Annotated in this window: 16 protein-coding genes; 2 read left to right on the top strand and 14 right to left on the bottom strand. The window is 65.5% G+C overall.

Annotated features, from left to right (window positions below; translation table 11 throughout):
- The first annotated feature begins 133 nt into the window (after positions 1–133).
- A complete protein-coding gene (locus tag QX124_RS29390) occupies positions 134–955 on the top strand; it encodes an enoyl-CoA hydratase (RefSeq protein ID WP_315799031.1) in 822 nt (273 codons plus the stop codon).
- Between the two features lie 104 nt (positions 956–1,059).
- On the opposite strand, the gene QX124_RS29385 is transcribed toward QX124_RS29390, so the two are convergent.
- From QX124_RS29385 to QX124_RS29375, 3 genes are all read right to left on the bottom strand, one after another.
- Positions 1,060–2,139 (bottom strand): isocitrate/isopropylmalate dehydrogenase family protein, encoded by a 1,080-nt coding sequence (locus QX124_RS29385; RefSeq protein ID WP_315799030.1) that lies wholly within the window; start codon positions 2,137–2,139, stop codon positions 1,060–1,062.
- Between the two features lie 126 nt (positions 2,140–2,265).
- Positions 2,266–3,333, bottom strand: coding sequence for an alcohol dehydrogenase (locus tag QX124_RS29380; RefSeq protein WP_315776388.1), 1,068 nt, complete (start codon positions 3,331–3,333; stop codon positions 2,266–2,268).
- Positions 3,334–3,562: 229 nt separating this feature from the next.
- Positions 3,563–4,630, bottom strand: a complete 1,068-nt coding sequence (locus QX124_RS29375; RefSeq protein ID WP_409997771.1) for a CaiB/BaiF CoA transferase family protein — start codon at positions 4,628–4,630, stop codon at positions 3,563–3,565.
- A 340-nt stretch (positions 4,631–4,970) separates the two neighbouring features.
- Here QX124_RS29375 and glgA point away from each other — a divergent pair, with 340 nt between their 5' ends.
- A complete protein-coding gene (gene glgA, locus QX124_RS29370; RefSeq protein WP_315737157.1) occupies positions 4,971–6,386 on the top strand; it encodes a glycogen synthase GlgA in 1,416 nt (471 codons plus the stop codon).
- 157 nt (positions 6,387–6,543) lie between these two features.
- Here glgA and QX124_RS29365 read toward each other — a convergent pair whose 3' ends face one another.
- The 11 genes from QX124_RS29365 to QX124_RS29315 all read right to left on the bottom strand — a co-directional run bounded on the left by QX124_RS29365 (position 6,544) and on the right by QX124_RS29315 (position 17,852).
- Entirely contained in the window at positions 6,544–8,667 is a 2,124-nt protein-coding gene (locus QX124_RS29365; RefSeq protein ID WP_315776386.1) for a HAMP domain-containing methyl-accepting chemotaxis protein, read from the bottom strand.
- Positions 8,668–8,907: 240 nt separating this feature from the next.
- On the bottom strand, positions 8,908–9,036 hold the full coding sequence (locus QX124_RS29360; RefSeq protein ID WP_315737155.1) for a hypothetical protein: 129 nt from the start codon (positions 9,034–9,036) through the stop codon (positions 8,908–8,910).
- A gap of 220 nt (positions 9,037–9,256) precedes the next feature.
- Complete coding sequence (gene ccoS, locus QX124_RS29355) at positions 9,257–9,442, bottom strand: cbb3-type cytochrome oxidase assembly protein CcoS (protein ID WP_315737154.1); 186 nt, start codon at positions 9,440–9,442, stop codon at positions 9,257–9,259.
- Positions 9,433–11,634 (bottom strand): cation-translocating P-type ATPase, encoded by a 2,202-nt coding sequence (locus QX124_RS29350; RefSeq protein WP_315799029.1) that lies wholly within the window; start codon positions 11,632–11,634, stop codon positions 9,433–9,435. The genes ccoS and QX124_RS29350 overlap by 10 nt, the downstream gene beginning before the upstream one ends.
- A 13-nt stretch (positions 11,635–11,647) precedes the next feature.
- Positions 11,648–12,148, bottom strand: coding sequence for a FixH family protein (locus QX124_RS29345; protein ID WP_315737152.1), 501 nt, complete (start codon positions 12,146–12,148; stop codon positions 11,648–11,650).
- 15 nt (positions 12,149–12,163) lie between these two features.
- Positions 12,164–13,645: a cytochrome c oxidase accessory protein CcoG gene (gene ccoG / locus QX124_RS29340; RefSeq protein ID WP_315799028.1), complete on the bottom strand. Its 1,482-nt coding sequence runs from the start codon at positions 13,643–13,645 to the stop codon at positions 12,164–12,166.
- Positions 13,646–13,758: 113 nt separating this feature from the next.
- On the bottom strand, positions 13,759–14,631 hold the full coding sequence (ccoP, locus tag QX124_RS29335; protein ID WP_315758486.1) for a cytochrome-c oxidase, cbb3-type subunit III: 873 nt from the start codon (positions 14,629–14,631) through the stop codon (positions 13,759–13,761).
- 6 nt (positions 14,632–14,637) lie between these two features.
- Complete coding sequence (locus tag QX124_RS29330; RefSeq protein WP_315715702.1) at positions 14,638–14,802, bottom strand: cbb3-type cytochrome c oxidase subunit 3; 165 nt, start codon at positions 14,800–14,802, stop codon at positions 14,638–14,640.
- Positions 14,803–14,819: 17 nt separating this feature from the next.
- A complete protein-coding gene (gene ccoO / locus QX124_RS29325) occupies positions 14,820–15,554 on the bottom strand; it encodes a cytochrome-c oxidase, cbb3-type subunit II (RefSeq protein WP_315737149.1) in 735 nt (244 codons plus the stop codon).
- 10 nt (positions 15,555–15,564) lie between these two features.
- Positions 15,565–17,211, bottom strand: coding sequence for a cytochrome-c oxidase, cbb3-type subunit I (gene ccoN, locus QX124_RS29320; protein ID WP_315737148.1), 1,647 nt, complete (start codon positions 17,209–17,211; stop codon positions 15,565–15,567).
- A 215-nt stretch (positions 17,212–17,426) separates the two neighbouring features.
- A complete protein-coding gene (locus tag QX124_RS29315) occupies positions 17,427–17,852 on the bottom strand; it encodes an HPP family protein (RefSeq protein ID WP_315737147.1) in 426 nt (141 codons plus the stop codon).
- Positions 17,853–17,858: the final 6 nt, after the last annotated feature.

Here is a 17,858-nt window from a genome sequence, read left to right as displayed (position 1 = left end):
ACGATCCGTGCACAGGTCGAGAGCATCGGCCCGGACGTCCCTTGCCTGCCCATCATGTCCTGAACCCACATTGACGCCGTCACCGGCGCGGTGAACGATGCCGGCCGCCTGCCCTCCTGCCGACGGACCCTTCATGCCGACCATCTCCGAGCTCCCCACCACCTTCGCTGGGGACAAGATCCTCATGACCAGAGCGGGCGATGGCGTCGGCATCATCACCTTCAACAACCCGGACAAACGCAATGCGATGTCGCTGGAGATGTGGGAGGGGCTCGGCCAGGCGCTGGTGGCGCTGCGCGACGACGAGGCGATCCGGGTCGTGGTGCTGACCGGCGCCGGCGACAAGGCCTTCGTGTCCGGCGCCGACATCAGCCAGTTCGAGCAGAGCCGCCACAATGCCGCAGCCTCCGAGGCCTATGCCGAGCGAAGCGCAGCCCAGCGGGCGCTGCTCGCCGGCTACCCGAAGCCGACGATCGCCTGCATCCGCGGCTTCTGCCTCGGCGGCGGCCTGCAGATCGCGATGCTGACCGACATGCGCTTCGCCGCCGCGGACAGCCAGTTCGGCATCCCCGCCGCCAGGCTCGGCATCGCCTACGGTTACGACGGTCTCCGCAATCTGGTGTCCCTGGTCGGCCCGTCGCAGGCGCGGCTGCTGCTCTATACGGGCCAGCGGATCGATGCCGCGGAGGCGCTGCGGATCGGCCTCGTCGATCGGATGATGAGCATCAACGAGCTGCTGCCGGCCACGCTGGAGATCGCCCGCACCATTGCCGGCAATGCGCCGCTGGCGGTTAAGGCCGCCAAGATCACCATCGCCGAAGTGCTGAAGGACGAAAGCCGCCGCGACACAGCCGCGATCAAGCGGATTGGCGATGCCTGCATGGATTCGGAGGATTTCCGCGAGGGCCGCCGCGCCTTCATGGAGAAGCGCAAGCCGGCCTTCAAGGGACGCTAATTAAATCATGATGCGTTTCCAAGAAAACGCATCATGATCCTATCTCTCATTGTTTGAGCATGATCGTTTCGGAAAAACCGGTTCCCACTTTTCCGGATCATGCTCTAAAGCGCCTCCAGCACCGCCTTCGTGACGTCGATCGTGCCGGCATTGCCACCGAACTCGAACGGCTTGAGGCCGGATGCATAGACCTGGTCGACGGCCTGCTCGATCCGCTGGGCCGCCTCGGCTGCGCCCTCGATGCCATGGGTGTCCGCCAGCCAGTCCAGCATCATCGCGGCCGACAGGATCATCGCGGTCGGGTTGGCCTTGCCCTGCCCCATGATGTCGGGCGCGGTGCCGTGGCAGGGCTGGAACACCGCATGGCGGTCGCCGATGTCGGCCGAGGGCGCCATGCCCATGCCGCCGACGAGGCCGGCGGCGAGATCGGAGAGGATGTCGCCGAACATGTTCTCGGTGACCAGGACGTCGAAATCCCAGGGGCGCTTCACCAGCATCAACGCGCACGCATCGACGTAGAGATGATCTGCCTTCACATCCGGATGAAGCTGAGCGACCTCGTCGAAAATCTTGCGGAAGTAGGCGAAGGCCTTGAAGACGTTGGCCTTGTCGACGCAGGCTAATGTCCCCGAGCGGCCGCGATCCTTGCGGCGGGCGGCGAGCTTGAAGGAGAAGTTGAAGAGCCGCTCGGACGTCCTGCGGGTGATGACGAGCGTCTCGCGCGCCTCCTCATGTGTCACCACACCTTTGCCCATCGAGGCGAACAGGCCCTCGGTCGACTCGCGGATGACGACGAAGTCGATGCCGTGCTCGGCGGCACCGACGATCGGGCTCGGCACGCCCGGAATCAGCCGCGCCGGCCGCACGCCGGCATAGAGATCGAAATGGAAGCGCAGCTCGATCTGCGGCGCGATCTCGGTGTTGTCGGGATAGCGCACCGACGGCAGACCGCAGGCGCCAAGCAGGATCGCGTCGGCCTGCTCGCACAGCCGGACCGTGGATTCGGCGATCGAGACCCCGGTCGCAAGATAATTGGTGGCGCCAGCCTGGGCCTCGGTGAAACGGAACGACAGGCCGGCCCTGGCCTCGACCTTGCGCAGCACCTCGAGCGCTGGCGTCATGACCTCCGGCCCGATGCCGTCGCCGGGAAGGACTGCGATGTGGAGTGCGTTGGTGGAGGGCATGTTTTCTTTACAATACGAGTGAGTTAGCTCGGTCATTGCGAGCGAAGCGACGCAATCCAGGGCTCAGGTTGAGACTCTGGATTGCTTCGTCGCTTCGCTCCTCGCAATGACGGGAGTGGCTGGGAGTTACGGCGTCAGCACGGCGCGGCCGACGAGTTGGCCCTTCTGCAGCTCGCGCAGGGCATCGTTGGCCTTGGCAAGCGGCATCGGCGTCACCGGGATCGGCGCGATGTTCTTGGCGCGGACCAGGTCGAGCAGCTCCTTCGTCTCGCGGAGATTGCCGACATAGCTGCCCTGGATGGTGACCGCCTTGATCGGAATGAGCGGCAGCGCCCACGGCGCACCGCCGCCGAACAGGCCGACGATGACCAGCTTGCCGCCCTTTGTCAGGCAGTCGAAGCCGAGCTGCGCGGTGGCGGCATTGCCGACCAGGTCGATGACGGCCCGGATCGGCTCGCCTGCGGCCTTGTTCAATTGCTCGAGCGCATCCGGCGCCTTGCCGTCGACCGCCGCCAGCGCGCCGGCCGCCAACGCGGCCTCGCGCTTGCGCGCGTCGATATCGACCACGATCGCGCCCTTGCCGCCCATGGCCTTCAACAACGACAGCGCCATCAGCCCGAGCCCGCCGGCGCCGAAGATCACGATCGGCGTGTCGAAATCCTTCTCGACCTTCTTGAGCGCGCTGTAGGTCGTCACGCCCGAGCAGGCATAAGGCGCGGTCGTCACCGGATCGAGCCCCTTGAGATCGATCAGGTGGCGCGGATGCGGCACGGTCATGTGGTCGGCATAGCCGCCGTCGCAATAGACGCCGAGCGAGGCCGGCTTCAGGCACATGTTCTCGTCGCCGGCCAGGCACGTGGCGCATTTGCCGCAGCCGATCCAGGGATAGACCAGCACGACGTCGCCGACCTTCAGCCCGCCCTTCTCGGCTTCGGTGACCTCGGGCCCGAACGCCACGATCTCACCGGCGCTCTCATGGCCCATGGTCCGCGGCAGCGACACGCCGCGATCCTTGAGGGACAGCGGCTTGCGGCCGTGGCCGAGATCATAGCCGCCTTCCCAGATGTGCAGATCGCTATGGCAGACGCCGGCCGCCTTCACCTTGATCAGCACCTGTTTGCCGAAGGGCTGCGGTGTCGGCTCGTCGACCTCGGTCAGCGGTGCATTGAAATCGGTGACCTTGAAGCTCTTCATGCTTTCACTCCCGTAGTCCGATGCGGGCGGGACCGGACGGCGCATCGACGGGACGAGCGGCGAGGCTGCGCGCGGCAACGTCGCCTTGGACCTCCTCCCGGCATGAGCGCGTCCGGCTGGTCCGGACTGTTCTTGCGATATCGCGACATTGGCTGGAAACACGTGGAGCGGCAAGGCTACGCGCAGCATGTGCGGTCATGGCAGCCCTGCAGCGGTCTGGCTCACGAGCTCAAGGTTTTGCAGAGTCGCTTACGCCAGCCCCCCGCAGGATTTCCACGGTGTGCTCTCCGAGGCTTGCAGCCCGCGGGCCCGCCGCAACCTTTGCCTCCGACATCCGGAACGGCAGGTTGACGACCTTGAAGGTCCCGGCGGCATCCTCCACGTCGACCAGCGCGCCGCGATGCGCGATCTGCGGATCGGCCAGCGCATCGGCCACGCTGCGGTAGGCCGAGCTGGGCACGCCGCCCGCGTTCAATGCGTCCAGGCATTGGGCGACGTTGAGCCGGCGCGACCAGGCCTCGACGCCATCCATCAGCGCGCCCCAGTTTGCCCGCCGGTCAGAATATTTTGCGAATCTGGGATCATCGACCCAGTCCGGATGTCCGATCACCGTCATCAGGTTCTGGAACGTCTTCTCGCTGGCGATGGCGATCATCACGAAGCCGTCGCGACACTCCGCCGGGCCGAAGGTCGGCCGCGACGGCTGCGCGACGGGAAATTGCGACCATTGGATCTCGTTCAAGGTCAGGCTCAGCATCGATTCCAGCATCGAGCAGTCGATGTGCTGGCCGCGGCCGGTGCGCTCGCGCTGATACAGGGCGGAGGCGATGGCGCCGAAGGCATAGGTGCCCGTCACCACGTCGGCGTGATAGATGCCGCAATAGTCAGGCCGGCTGCGCCCGGGCTGGTAGGCGAGATGCGCCATGTCATAGCCCGAGGCCGCGTGGATCACCGGCGCATAGGCCGGGAGCTCCGCCGAGGGGCCGGTCTGGCCGTAGCCGGAGATCGAGCAGTAGATCAGCCGCGGGTTCAATTTGCGCAAGGTCGCATCGTCGAGCCCGAGCCGCTGCATCACGCCGGGGCGGAAATTCTCGACCAGGATGTCGGCACCTGTGACGAGCCGACGCACCGCGTCGCCGCCATCGCGCGATTTCAGATCGAGCACGACACTCTTCTTGCCGACGTTGAGCTGACCGAAGGCGGTGGAGCAGCCGCCGCGCATCGGAGGCCGGATGCGCATCGTTTCACCTTCGGCTGACTCGATCTTGATCACCTCCGCACCCATGTCTGCAAGCATGCGTGCACAATGCGGGCCGGCGATCGTGGTCGAAAAATCCAGGACGCGCAGCCCCGCGAAGCATCCTGTCAAACGGCTCTCATCGTTTCCAACTAGACTCACGAGCGCAGCTCCCTGGTGGAGTTCTCTTTTCCGCACGCCGAAGCCGGCATGATCCACTTCCTCTTCGCCGATTCACGAAGCGTAAGCCATCGGATGCGGTGCGCGGGGAGTCTAGTTCGAACCATTCGATGTCGAAAGCGTTTGGCCTTCCGCCGCGGTGGGGCGACGCTTTTCTTCACGACTGAATTTGGACCTTTTCTTGCATAGGACGAACATGGGGCTTGATCGAGGACATCTCTTGCGGGTTCTGTTCGTTACGACCGAAATGGACGATTTCGTCCGGGTGGGCGGACTGGCTGCCGTTTCGGCGGCACTTCCCCGGGCACTACGCTCACACACCGACGTCAGGATCATGCTGCCCGGCTACCGGGACGTGATCGAGCAACTCACTCACATCGAGATCGTCGGCCAATGCGCTCCTCTGGCAGAGATGCCAGCCTGCGCGCTGGGACGGTCTTCGACCCGCGACGGCCTGCCGGTCTACGTCCTGCTCTGCGACGAGCTCTATGACCGTCCGGGCAATCCTTACGGCGACGAGAACGGGCAGGACTGGGCGGACAACGACATCCGCTTCGGCCGTCTCGCCGCCGCCGCCGCCGAGCTGGCGGCGGGCACGCTGGATGAGAACTGGGCAGCCGATCTGGTGCACGCCAACGATTGGCAGGCCGCATTGGTGCCGGCCTATCTGGCATGGCGCGGGGTCGAGGTTCCCTCGATCCTGACCATCCACAACCTCGCCTATCAGGGCCTGTTCCCGCGCGAGTCGCTGCGCCGGATCGGCGCCCCCGAATCCTCGTTCCACATCGACGGTCTGGAGTTCTACGACAAGCTGTCCTTTCTCAAGGGCGGCCTGGTCTATGCGTCGCATCTCACCACGGTCAGCTCGACCTATGCGCAGGAGATCACGACACCCGAGCTCGGCTGCGGGCTGGAGGGCCTGCTCCGGCAGCGCTCCAACGCCCATGAGCTGACCGGCATTCTCAACGGCATCGACGAGAGCTGGGATCCCCGATACTGCCAGCAGCTGGCGCAGCCCTTCGCCGCCGGCGACTGGAAGGGCAAGAAGGCCAACGCCGACTACGTCCGCAAGCAGTTCGGCCTCGCCGTGTCGCGCGGTCCGATGTTCGGCATCGTCGCGCGCCTCGTCCATCAGAAGGGCATCGACCTGGTGCTGGAAGCCGCCGACGAGATCGTCGGCGCCGGCGGCCAGATCGTGGTCACCGGCACCGGCGAGCCCGCCATCGAGCGCGCGCTGTTGGAGGCTCACCGCCGCCGGCCGGACGCGATCGGGGTCGCCATTGGCTTCAACGATGCGCAGGCGCGGCGCATCTTCGCCGGCAGCGACTTCACCCTGATGCCGTCGCGCTTCGAGCCCTGCGGCCTGAGCCAGATGTATGCCCAGCGCTTCGGCTCGCTGCCGATCGGCCACCAGACCGGCGGCCTCGCCGAGACCATCACCGATGGCGAGACCGGATTCCTGTTCGAGAAGCCGTCGGCGGAATCCTTCCTCGGCGGGGTGAAGCGCGCGTTTTCGGCGTTCACCAGCACCGAACGGCTGAACGAGATGCGGCTGTCGGCGATGGCACGCTCGTTCAGCTGGAACCTGTCGGCCGCCTGCTACAACGCGCTGTACCGGAAGATGCTGGCGTCGTAGCCCGCTCCCGTTGCCCGGATGAGCGAAGCGACATCCAGGTTCATCTCATCCTGTCGAACAGGCCCCGGATATCGCTTCGCTCATCCGGGCTACGGTCAAACAACAAAAGCCCGGACGTCGTCCGGGCTTTTTCTTGTGCGCTTGAAAGGCGGGCTTCTTACGCTGCGCGGACCGCTTCCAGGAAGCTGCCGACCTCGCGCTTGAGCCGGTTGGAATCTCCGGCGAGCGACTTGGCCGATGACAGCACCTCGGCGGAGGCCGAGCCGGTCTGCGAGGCGCCGCGCTGCACGTCCGTGATGTTGGACGAGACCTGCTGGGTGCCGTGGGCGGCCTGCTGCACGTTGCGGGAGATTTCCTGCGTTGCAGCACCCTGCTCTTCGACCGCCGCCGCAATGGCCGCGCCGATCTCGGCAAGCCGCTCGATCGTCGAGCTGATCGCCTGGATCGAATTCACCGATTCCTGCGTCGCGGCCTGCACGCCTGAGATCTGCTGCGAGATCTCCTCGGTCGCCTTCGCCGTCTGCTCGGCCAGCGCCTTGACCTCGGTCGCGACCACCGCGAAACCGCGCCCGGCGTCGCCCGCGCGCGCCGCCTCGATGGTGGCGTTGAGTGCGAGGAGATTGGTCTGTCCGGCAATGCTGTTGATGAGCTCGACGACGTCGCCGATGCGGGCTGCGGCCTGCGACAATTCTGCGACGCGCCCATTGGTCTGGCGCACCTGCTGCACGGCGTCGCCGGCCATGCGCGCCGACGCCTGGACCTGACGGCTGATCTCGGTCACCGACGAGGAGAGCTCCTCGGTGGCGGAGGCGACCGACTGAACGTTGGCGGAAGCTTCCTCCGACGCAGCCGCCACCACCGTGCTGAGCTCTTGCGAGCGGTTGGCGGTGTTTGTCAGCATATCCGCCGACGTTTCGAGGCCCGAGGCCGCCGACGACACGGTGTTGACGATGTCGGCGATCGTCGACTCGAAGTTGCGCGTCAGCGCATCCAGCCGCCGGGCCCGATCGATCTGCGCCTGCGCGTCGCGCTGCGCGGCCTCGTCCGAGGCCTTCTTGGCGATCAGCGCATCCTTGAAGATCTTCAGGGCGCGCGCCATCGCGCCGATCTCGTCCTTGCGGGACTCGTTCGGAATGTCGGCGCTCAGCTCGCCATTGGCGAGCCGCAGGGTCACGCCGGTCAGTCCGACCAGCGGGCCGACGACGCCACGGACGATGCCGATGACCACGGCGACCGACACGATCGCCACCAGCAGCAGAACGCCGAGCGCGATGAACAGCCGCAGCCGCGCCGCGCCGATGGCCTGATCGATGGCCTGATGCGCGGACTTGAGCGCCGCATCGCGCAGCACGATGACGTTGTTCAGCATCGGCGTCGTCCAGCGGCCCCACTCCTCCGCCGTGACCGGCGACGGCTGTCCGTCGCGCCCCGCCGTGACGAGTTGACGGTAGCGCTGTTCGCCCGCGCCCATCAGGGTCGTGCGAACGTGCTCGAGCGCTGCGGACACTTCCGGCGTATTGCGAACGCTGCGCGCCGCGAGCTCGATCTGCTGCCACAGCAGGGTCACCTGTCCGCTCTGCTCGGTCACCTCGGCAAGACGCGCCGGGGTCCAGCTGGTGTTCTGGATGAAGAAGCGCAACACGGCGGAGCGCGCGCCGTTGATCGTGCGCATCGATTGCGCCAATTGCGCAAGCTGGGCCGACGGCAACAGGTTCTCGATCTCGCCGCCGGCCCGCGACAGCTCGATCGCGGACTCGTCGATGGCGGCATTCAGAGACTCGGCCGCGCGACCGAGGCCATCCGTGGTCGTCGCCTGGATGTTCGCCGGACGCTGCGCGGCCGGAAGCGGTGCCGCGCTGCGCGCCGCGGAACGGACGCCGCGCAATGTCGTCGCTGCGGCATCGAGATTGGTGGTCGGCAGTCCCGCTACTTGCGCGGCGGTCTTGGCCTGGACCAGCGACTCGTCCGTCGTGGCGATGGCCTTGTCGAGCTTGGCGACATCATCCGCCGAGGCGGACCCGGCCGCCGCGAGCAGATTCCACTGGCCGCGCTCGAGCGGGATCTGCGCATTGACCTTCAGTGCCAGCTCGAAGGCGTCCAGAACCCGGGCCGCCTGCTCGCGCTTGCGCAAGTCGCCCCACCCGCTCCACGCGAGCGCAAAGGCGAAGGCCATCGCGAAAAATCCGGTCAGCAGATTGCCGGCGAGAATTTTCCATTTGAGGCTGACCGCACCGGTCTCCGGCTCAACCGTCTCATTCTGCAGCACCGCGCGTTCGGACATTGGCCAATCCCAATCAAATACCGCTGCCCGGCCGGTCACGCTCGCATCGGCCGATACGCGCTTGCGCAGCGGCCCTCCGGCGACGTCTTCGCACGGTCGGCAAACAAGGATCGCGGCGACGCCGCCGCGCCATAATGATTAAGAACGAATGGCGACTAATCCCTTAAACTGAGTTGATCCGAGCGGTATCGGAATGCCGAGATGCCGCACTAATCGGATCGACTCAGCGCATCGGCCCCTCTACTCCGCAGCCGCTGCGAGCGTCACCGACGAATCGCGTAACACCTCGCCGGAGAGCGGATCGTGCTCGCCCGACCAGGGCCTGCGCTCCAGGATGTTGCACGGGCGGGTCGTGGCTCTCGTCCTCATGAATGCCGTCGCCCGTCATCGGGCGTTCGCATTGCACGCGCGGCCTGCGCTGCTTGAGAAATGCCGTTGTCCAATCGCGATGATAGCGCCTGCCTATCGATAGCGACGCTGATCTTCGTTCAGCGGGGCGAGACCATCGCCAGCAACTGCGCCGAGCAGGCATCGCCGCCGCGCTCGCGGTCGCGGGATGTCTGGCGCGTTGGCTGACGCTGCCGGGCGTTCAGGACCGGCTCGGCGCGGGCTCGGATTGAGCCGGCGGGGCCTGCTCATCGTCGTCGGCGATCGCGCGCCAAGCCGCCCCTTCGAGATCGTCGTACTGGCCGCTCTTCAGCGACCAGAGAAAGCCGACCAGACCGGCAAGGCCGAGCGCCAAAGCGAGCGGAACGAGAATGATCATCACTTCCATGACACGGCCTCCCCAGCCACCTTGCGGGCACGCAGCGCATTCAGCATGACGATGATCGATGAGCCGGACATCGCGGCTGCCGCGATCAGCGGGGTGACGACGCCGCTGATCGCAAGCGGCACCGCCAGGACGTTATAGCCGACCGCGAGCCACAGATTCTGCCGCATCAGATGCAGCGCCTTGCGCGCGTAGTCGATCGCGGCCAGCACCGGCGCCAAGGGACGACCGAGAAAGACGAGATCGGCGGTGGCCTGGCTGAGATGCGCGGCCGAAATCGGCGACATCGAAACGTGCGCGGCGGCGAGCGACGGCGCATCGTTCATGCCGTCGCCGACCATCATGACCTTGACCCCGGCCCGCTTCAGCTCCTCGATGCGCGCGATCTTGTCGGCCGGCGTCACGCCGGCGCGCCACTCGCTGATGCCGAGCGCCATGGCGGCTGCGGCCACCGCCGCCTCGCGATCGCCCGAGAGGATCTCGACCTTGATGCCGCGCCGCTGCAGGCCGGCGACGATCTTGGCGGCGTCAGGGCGCAGGCCCTGGCGCACCGAGAACAGGTACTTGCTATCGCCGCGGCTGAAGGCAACCACCGAAGCCTCGGGATCGACGCTGCTGGTCTGCGCAACCAGCGCCTCCGCGCCGCAGAAGGCCGGACGCCCCAGCCTGATTCCGACGCCGTCGACGACGGCGCGGACACCCTGCCCCGGCTCCTCGACCGCGCCCATCAGCGGCGAACGCGCATTGGCAGCCTGGGCCACCGCCGCCGCCACCGGATGATGGCTCGACAGCGCGAGCTGGCCGGCCAGTGCGAACACGTCTGCAGGAATGTCGGCGGCGTTGACGACCTCGAGCTCCGGCAGCGTCAAGGTGCCGGTCTTGTCGAAGATGACGTGATCGGCCTCGGCGAGGCGCTCGATCGCATCGCCCGCATTGAGCAGCACGCCGGACTTGAACATCGCGCCAGACGCCACGGTCTGCACCGTCGGAATCGCGAGCCCGAGGGCGCAGGGACAGGTGATGATCAGCACGGCGATGCCGGTGACGATGGCGTCGTGCCAGCTCGCCCCCATCAGCACCCAGCCGAGCACGGTGAGCGCTGCGGTCGCATGCACCACCGGCGCATACAGCCGCGAGGCGCGGTCGGCCAGCCGCATGTAGCGCGAGCGGGCCTGCAGCGCGTTATCGAGCAGGCGCGTGATCTCGGCGAGCAAGGTGCCCTCGGCGGCGGCCGAGACCCGGACGCGCAGCGTGCCGGAAATGTTGAGCGAACCCGCATAGACCGCGGTGCCCTGCTCGGCCGGCACGTAGAGCGTCTCGCCGGTGATCAGGCTCTGGTCGATCTCGGAGCGGCCCTCGACGACCACGCCGTCGACCGCGCAGCGCTCGCCGGGACGCAGCAGCACCAGATCGCCGGCGCGAACAGCGGCGACCGGCACCTCCGAAATCTCGTCGGTGCCGATGAACTTGGTCGCGGTCTCCGCCTTCAGCGCGGCCAGATTGCCGGCGACGGCGCGGGTCTTCCGCCGCATGTTCTGGTCGAGATAGCGGCCGACCAGCAGGAAGGTCAGCAGCATGATCGCGGCGTCGAAATAGGCGTGCTCGGCGTGATGAAACGTCTCGACGATCGACATGCCCAAGGCCAGGATCACGCCGATGCAGATCGGCACGTCCATGTTGACGTTACCGGTCTTCAAGGCACGCCAAGCGGAGCGGAAGAACGGCTGGCCGGCATAGGCCGCAGCTGGCAGCGCGATCACGGCCGACAACCAGTGGAAGAAGTCGCGCTGCTCGGGCAGCATGTCGCTGACATTGCCGGACCAGACCGGGATCGACAGCATCATCACGTTCATGGTCGCGAACGCCGCGACGCCGAGGCAGCGCAGCAGGAAGCGCGACTCCTCGGCCTCGGTGGCTTCCGCACTCGCCTTCTCGAACGGATAGGCCTTGTAGCCGAGCTCGGCGAGCCGATCGATGAACTTGGCCGGATCGAGCGTGCCCTGCTTCCATTCCAGCGCGACGCGGCGGTCGGTGAGATTGACGCGCGCCAGCGTCACGTCGGGCAGCGCGGAGAGGCCGCGCTCGATCTTGGCCATGCAGCCGGCGCAGCTGACGCCTTCGACCGCGAGGTCGATATGCTTCAGCCCTGCCCCGAGATCCTTGACGTAGTGAGAGAAGTCACGCGTCGCATGCATGATCGAAATCCCTTCAGTTCAGCAGCACGCGGTTCTTCGACATGAACAGGCGTCGGCCGCTGGAATCGCCTTCGAGCACGAGGTCCCACTGGCCCGGCGCGATCGCCTCCGCCGTGCCGCGATAGATGCCGATGCCGACCTCGGCGAGCGCGACCTCCTGATCCGCGCGCTTGTCGGCGGGACGCTCGAGCCGGCCCTGGAAGGTCAGGCCCGAGACGGGATTGCCGCTCGCGTCGCGCGCGTTGACCTGCAGAATGGCGGCGCCTCCGGCGCCACGCTCGATATGCGCCTCGACCTGCCAGCGCCGCGCCTCCTGGGCGCGCGCCGCCGCGATCTCCTTTTCGTAGCCGAGGCTGGCGCTGTAGGCGCTGTCGACCTCGGTGCCCGGCAAGGTCGAGATCGCCATCTTCATCATGTAGACGTTGACGCCGATCACGGTCCCGAAGAAGGCAAGGAGCATCGCGAGCACCATGCCTCCGGTCAGCTGGAAAGAAGGATTGGAACGGCTGGCCATTGACAGGCTCCTTGCTTACGGGCTGACGAAATTGTCGGTGGCGGAGGCGACGACGCCAAGACCGATATCCGTCACGTGGAACTTCACCGGGATGGACTTCGCAGGATTGCTCTCCTCGGGCGCGGTCACCAGGAGGCGCAGCTCCTCGGTCTGGTCGCGGCCGACTACGATCATCGGTCGGTCCGGCGTGACGGAGTCGGCGCCGACGACGTGAACGGTCGAATTGACGGGACCCTCGATGTCGATGGCGATGACGCGATCGAAGCCGTGCTTGTTGAGGACGCGCACCGTATAGGCATTGCGGATCGAGCCGTCGGACAGCTTGATCGCAATCGGATTGCGATCGTGCAGCACGTTGACCTCGAGCAGCGACCGGGTCGCGAGCTTGTAGGCCATGGCGCCGCCGACCGCGGCGATGATCGCGGCATAGACGATGGTCCGCGGGCGCACGAGCTTGTAGATCGGCGGCTTGCCTTCCTGCCGGCGATGGATGTTGATGTCGTTGTCATAGCCGATCAGCCGCGTCGGGCGGCCGATCTTGGTCATGACGGTGTCGCAGGCGTCGATACAGAGGCCGCACTGGATGCAGTCCATCTGGGCGCCGTCGCGGATGTCGATGCCGGTCGGGCACACCGCCACGCATTGCTTGCAATCGATACAGTCGCCGGCCGGCTGGCCGAGCGCGCGCAATTCGGCGGCCTTCTTGACCGACATGCGGCTCTCGCCGCGGTCGTAGCGGTAGGTGACGTTGAGCGCCCATTCATCGGTCAGTGCCGCCTGGATGCGCGGCCACGGGCACATATACACGCAGACCTGCTCGCGCATGAAACCGGCGAGCGTGTAGGTCGTCGCGGTCAGGATCGCGATCCAGACATAGGCGAGCATCGGCCCCTGGAAGGTGATGAGATCCTTCACGAGCGTCGGCGCATCGCTGAAATACAGCACCCAGGCGCCGCCGGTCCACCACGCAATCATCAGCCAGATCGAATGCTTGAGCACGAGCTCCGAGATCCGCTCCAGCTTCATCGGGTCGCTGGAGGCATCCTTCTTCATGCGCTCCCGGCGGTCGCCCTCGATCAGGCGCTCCACCGCGTAGAACAGGTCGGTCCACACTGTCTGTGGGCACAGATAGCCGCACCAGATGCGGCCGCCGATCGCGTTCATCAGGAACAGGCCGATGGCGGCGATAATCAGGAGGCCGGTGAAGTAGTACACCTCCTGCGGCCATAGCTCGATGAAGAAGAAATAGAAGCGGTGGTTCGGGAAGTCGATCAGCACCGCCTGGTCGGGCGCGCCGAAGCCGCGATTCCAGCGCACGAACGGCAGGAAATAATAGACACCGAGACAGAAGCCCATCAGGCCCCATTTGATCCGGCGGAAGGTTCCTGAGACGCTCTGTGGATAGACCTTCTTGTGCGCGGCATAGAGCGGACCGTAATCGTCCACCGGCTGCAGGTCCTGAGGCTTCAGGTCGTCCGGTCTTACCGTCTGGTTCATGGCTGGCGGGTCATGGCAGGGGGATCTTCTCGCAGTTGCGGCCGAAGGTATTCCCACCTCCGGCCGCGCAGTTGATCCAGCTCAATTGAAGGAAAGGTTCCGTTGGATTTCCGCTACTTTCCTCCGCCCAGCGAGTGGACATAGACGGCCATCGCCTTGATCGTGGTCGGGTCGAGACGGCCCTCCCAGGCCGGCATGACACCGGCGCGACCGTTGGTGATGGTCTCGATCAGGGTCGCCTCGTCGGAACCGTAGAGCCAGATCTTGTCGGTCAGGTTCGGCGCCCCGAGGTCCGGATTGCCCTTGGCGTTGTCGCCATGGCAGGCCGCGCAGTTCTCGGCGAAGACCTTGGCGCCGGCCTTGGCGTCATAACCCGGCCGGGTCGGCAGGCCCGCCAGCTCCCGAACGTAGTTGGCGACCGTGACGATCTCCGCCGGCTTCAGGACGCCGTCCTTGCCGAAGGCGAGCATCTGGCCCTCACGCGTCTTCGGGTGACCCGAGCGCACGCCGTACAGCAGGGTCTGCTGGATCTGCTCCAGCGAGCCGCCCCACAGCCAGTCGTCGTCGTTCAGGTTCGGGAAGCCCTTGGCGCCGGCCGCGCCGGTCCCGTGGCAGGCGGCGCAATTGTCGCCGAACACGGTCTTACCCTTGGCACGCGCCAGGGCCAGCATCGCCGGATCCTTCTCGATGTCGGCGAGCGAGGCGGTCGCGAGCGCCGCCATCTTGGCGCCGCGGATCTTCTCGAGATTGGCAAGCTCGACCGCCACGTCCGCACGGGACGAGTAGCCGAACAGGCCCTGAGTGTTGCTGGAGATGGTCGGCCAGGCCGGATACACGATCCAGTAGCCGATCGCCCAGACGATGGTGATGTAGAAGGTGATCACCCACCACCGCGGCAGCGGGGTGTTGAGCTCCTTGATGCCGTCCCAGGCGTGGCCGGTGGTGGGGGTGCCGGAGACACTGTCGACTTCGGTATGGTCAGCCATGATGAATTAATCCTCCCGCAACGGCATGCTCGCCGCCTCGTCGAAAGCGGCCTTGTTGCGAGGCCAGAGGGCATAGGTCACGATCGCGATGAAGATCGCGACGAAGATCGGGGTCCACAGCGTCGTCACGAGTGACGACGCGATGTTTTCGACTGCAATGATGGGCTTCATGATGTTCGCCTCTGATCTCAGCGCAGATTGGCTTTTTCGTTGTAGATCTTGAAGTCGACCAAGGTGCCGAGCATTTGCAGGTACGCAACCAGCGCATCCATCTCGGTCGGAGCACCCGCCTTGCCGTCGAAGTTGCGCACCACCGCCTTCGGATAGCGTTTGGTGAGCGCCTCGGCACCGGCACCGTCCGGATCGACCTGCGCCTTGAGGTCGGTGGCGGCGTTGGCGATCTGGTCGTCGGTGTAGGGCACACCCACCGCCCGCAGCGTCTTCAGGTGATCGGCGACGTTGTCGGCGTTCAGCTCGGTCTCCTTCAGGAAGGGATAGCCGGGCATGATCGATTGCGGGACGATGGCGCGCGGGTTGGTCAGGTGGGTGACATGCCAGTCGTCGGAGTACTTGTTGCCAACGCGGGCGAGGTCAGGACCCGTACGCTTGGAGCCCCACTGGAACGGATGGTCGTACATGCTCTCCGCGGCGAGCGAGAAGTGGCCGTAGCGTTCCACTTCGTCGCGCAGCGGACGAACCATCTGCGAATGGCAGAGATAGCAGCCCTCGCGGACGTAGATGTTGCGGCCGGCCAGCTCGAGCGGCGTATAGGGACGCACGCCGTCGACCGCCTCGATCGTGCTCTTCAGGTAGAAGAGCGGAGTGATCTCGACGAGGCCGCCGATCGCGATCACCAGCAGGATGCCGATGACCAGGATGATCGAGTTCTTCTCGAAGACTTGGTGTCGTTGCCAGAAAGACATGGTTGATACCTCACTCCGCCGGCTGAAGGGCGACGGGCGACTGAACTTCTTCCTCACCGACACGGACCGTCATCCAGAGATTGTAGGCCATGATGAGTGAGCCGATCAGGAACAGCGCGCCACCGGCGGCACGGATGATGTAGAAGGGGTGCATCGCCTCGACGGTCTCGATGAACGAGTATTCGAGGAAGCCGAGCGCCGTGTAGGACCGCCACATCAGACCCTGCAGGATGCCCGAGACCCACATCGCGGAGATGTAGAGCACGATGCCCAGCGTGGCCGTCCAGAAGTGCCAGTTCACGAGCTTGAGGCTATAGAGACCCTTGCGGTTCCAGATCCACGGCACCAGGCAGTACAGCGCGCCGAAGGAGACGAAGCCGACCCAGCCGAGCGCACCGGAGTGCACGTGACCGATGGTCCAGTCGGTGTAATGGCTGAGCGAGTTGACCACCTTGATCGACATCATCGGACCTTCGAAGGTCGACATGCCGTAGAAGGCGACCGAGACGACCAGCATGCGCAGCACGGGGTCCGTCCGCAGCTTGTCCCACGCTCCCGACAGGGTCATCAGGCCGTTGATCATGCCGCCCCAGGAGGGCATCCACAGCATGATCGAGAAGGTCATGCCCAGGGTCTGCGTCCAGTCCGGCAGCGCCGTATAATGCAGATGGTGCGGGCCGGCCCAGATGTAGAGGAAGATCAGCGCCCAGAAGTGGATGATCGACAGCCGGTAGGAATAGACCGGCCGTTCCGCCCGCTTCGGGATGAAGTAGTACATGATGGCGAGGAAGCCGGCGGTCAGGAAGAAGCCGACCGCGTTGTGGCCATACCACCACTGGAACATCGCATCCTGCACGCCACCCCAGGCGATGTAGGACTTGGAGCCGAACAGCGACACCGGAAGCGCCGGGTTGTTGCCGAGGTGCAGAACCGCGATCGTGACGATGAAGGCAAGATAGAACCAGTTCGCCACGAAGATGTGCGGCTCCTTGCGCTTGATGATCGTCGTCAGGAAGACCAGCAGGTAGACCACCCAGACGATCGTCAGCCAAAGATCCGAGTACCATTCGGGCTCGGCGTACTCCTTGCCCTCGGTGACACCGAGCAGATAGCCCGTGCCCGCGATCAGGATGAAGAAGTTGTAGCCGATCACCACGAACCAGGGCGCAAGATCGCCGGCGAGGCGCACGCGGCAGGTCCGCTGCACGACGTAGAATGACGTCGCCAGCAGCACGTTGCCGCCGAAGGCGAAGATCACCGCCGAGGTATGCAGCGGCCGCAGGCGGCCGAAGCTGGTCCACGGCAGGTCGAAGTTCAGCGCGGGCCAGGCCAGTTGCGAGGCGATGATGAGGCCGACCGTGAAGCCGGCGATGCCCCAGAACATCGACATGAACGAGGCGAACTTGATCGGACCGAGATTGTAGTTCGGCCGACCATTGATCTCCTGTGGAGGCAGCTCGCCGCGCTCGAAGTAGCGGTTGAGGATGAAGAAGACGGACGCCGCGCTGGCGGCAGCCGCGAGCGAGGCGTGGAACGCGAAGGCCGTATCCAGTGCCTTCGCCGCAGCGAAGACGCACAGGAAGGCGGTGACGGCAAAAGTGAGCGACAAGCCACTTTCGCCGATGGTCATGGATTTTGTGGATGAGGACGCGCTCATGCGGAATCTCGCTGAAAGAACACGAGCCCAGCAACCACAATCGTTCACACGTGGAATTGATCGAAATCAACTTTGCGACCGGTTCGCCGGTAAACAGGCGGAGTGTTGCACGACGACGCGGTTTCGGTCGCAGACACGGCAACGGCCGGCATGCAGCGATGCATGCCGGCCGTCATTAGACGTTCGTAGCAGGCTTCGGACTCAGCGCGCCGCGCTCAATCCTTGGCGGCAGCCGCCAGCGCTCGCACGATGTCCTCGCGGGCGACGATCCCGACCACGCGGTTGTCGGCATCGGTCACGGGAAGGCTGCGGATGCGATGCTCGACCATCAGCTGCAGCACGCGCGTCAGCTTCGTATCCGGCCTGACGTAGATGAACTCGGACGTCATCACGTCGGCGACCGTCCGGTTCATCAGGTCGCTGTAGCGCGGCAGCATCTGATTCGGCGTGAAGGCAAAGCATTTCAGCACGTCGAACTTGGTGACGATGCCGATCACCTCGTCGTTCTCGACGACGGGGTAGGTGTTGAAATCGTCGCGGTCGAACATCTCGCCGAGCTCGCGGATCGTCGTCTCCCGGCTCACGGTCGTGACGTTGCGCGTCATGTAGTTGCCGGCGGTTTCCTCGAGAAATCTGTACAAGGCGGC

Source organism: Bradyrhizobium sp. SZCCHNRI3043 (genome assembly GCF_032377735.1).
Lineage (GTDB): Bacteria > Pseudomonadota > Alphaproteobacteria > Rhizobiales > Xanthobacteraceae > Bradyrhizobium.
This window is presented reverse-complemented; position numbering and strand designations above follow the sequence as displayed.

Excerpts from the sequence above, each read along its gene's own strand:
- QX124_RS29360 (WP_315737155.1), bottom strand. The coding sequence starts at position 9,036 with ATGAGGACGAGAGCCACGACCCGCCCGTGCAACATCCTGGAGCGCAGG.
- QX124_RS29380 (WP_315776388.1), bottom strand. The coding sequence starts at position 3,333 with ATGAAGAGCTTCAAGGTCACCGATTTCAATGCACCGCTGACCGAGGTC.
- QX124_RS29390 (WP_315799031.1), top strand. The coding sequence starts at position 134 with ATGCCGACCATCTCCGAGCTCCCCACCACCTTCGCTGGGGACAAGATC.
- ccoS (WP_315737154.1), bottom strand. The coding sequence starts at position 9,442 with ATGGAAGTGATGATCATTCTCGTTCCGCTCGCTTTGGCGCTCGGCCTT.
- QX124_RS29365 (WP_315776386.1), bottom strand. The coding sequence starts at position 8,667 with ATGTCCGAACGCGCGGTGCTGCAGAATGAGACGGTTGAGCCGGAGACC.
- ccoN (WP_315737148.1), bottom strand. The coding sequence starts at position 17,211 with ATGAGCGCGTCCTCATCCACAAAATCCATGACCATCGGCGAAAGTGGC.
- ccoP (WP_315758486.1), bottom strand. The coding sequence starts at position 14,631 with ATGGCTGACCATACCGAAGTCGACAGTGTCTCCGGCACCCCCACCACC.
- ccoO (WP_315737149.1), bottom strand. The coding sequence starts at position 15,554 with ATGTCTTTCTGGCAACGACACCAAGTCTTCGAGAAGAACTCGATCATC.
- QX124_RS29385 (WP_315799030.1), bottom strand. The coding sequence starts at position 2,139 with ATGCCCTCCACCAACGCACTCCACATCGCAGTCCTTCCCGGCGACGGC.
- QX124_RS29330 (WP_315715702.1), bottom strand. The coding sequence starts at position 14,802 with ATGAAGCCCATCATTGCAGTCGAAAACATCGCGTCGTCACTCGTGACG.
- ccoG (WP_315799028.1), bottom strand. The coding sequence starts at position 13,645 with ATGAACCAGACGGTAAGACCGGACGACCTGAAGCCTCAGGACCTGCAG.
- QX124_RS29375 (WP_409997771.1), bottom strand. The coding sequence starts at position 4,630 with ATGCTTGCAGACATGGGTGCGGAGGTGATCAAGATCGAGTCAGCCGAA.
- QX124_RS29345 (WP_315737152.1), bottom strand. The coding sequence starts at position 12,148 with ATGGCCAGCCGTTCCAATCCTTCTTTCCAGCTGACCGGAGGCATGGTG.
- QX124_RS29350 (WP_315799029.1), bottom strand. The coding sequence starts at position 11,634 with ATGCATGCGACGCGTGACTTCTCTCACTACGTCAAGGATCTCGGGGCA.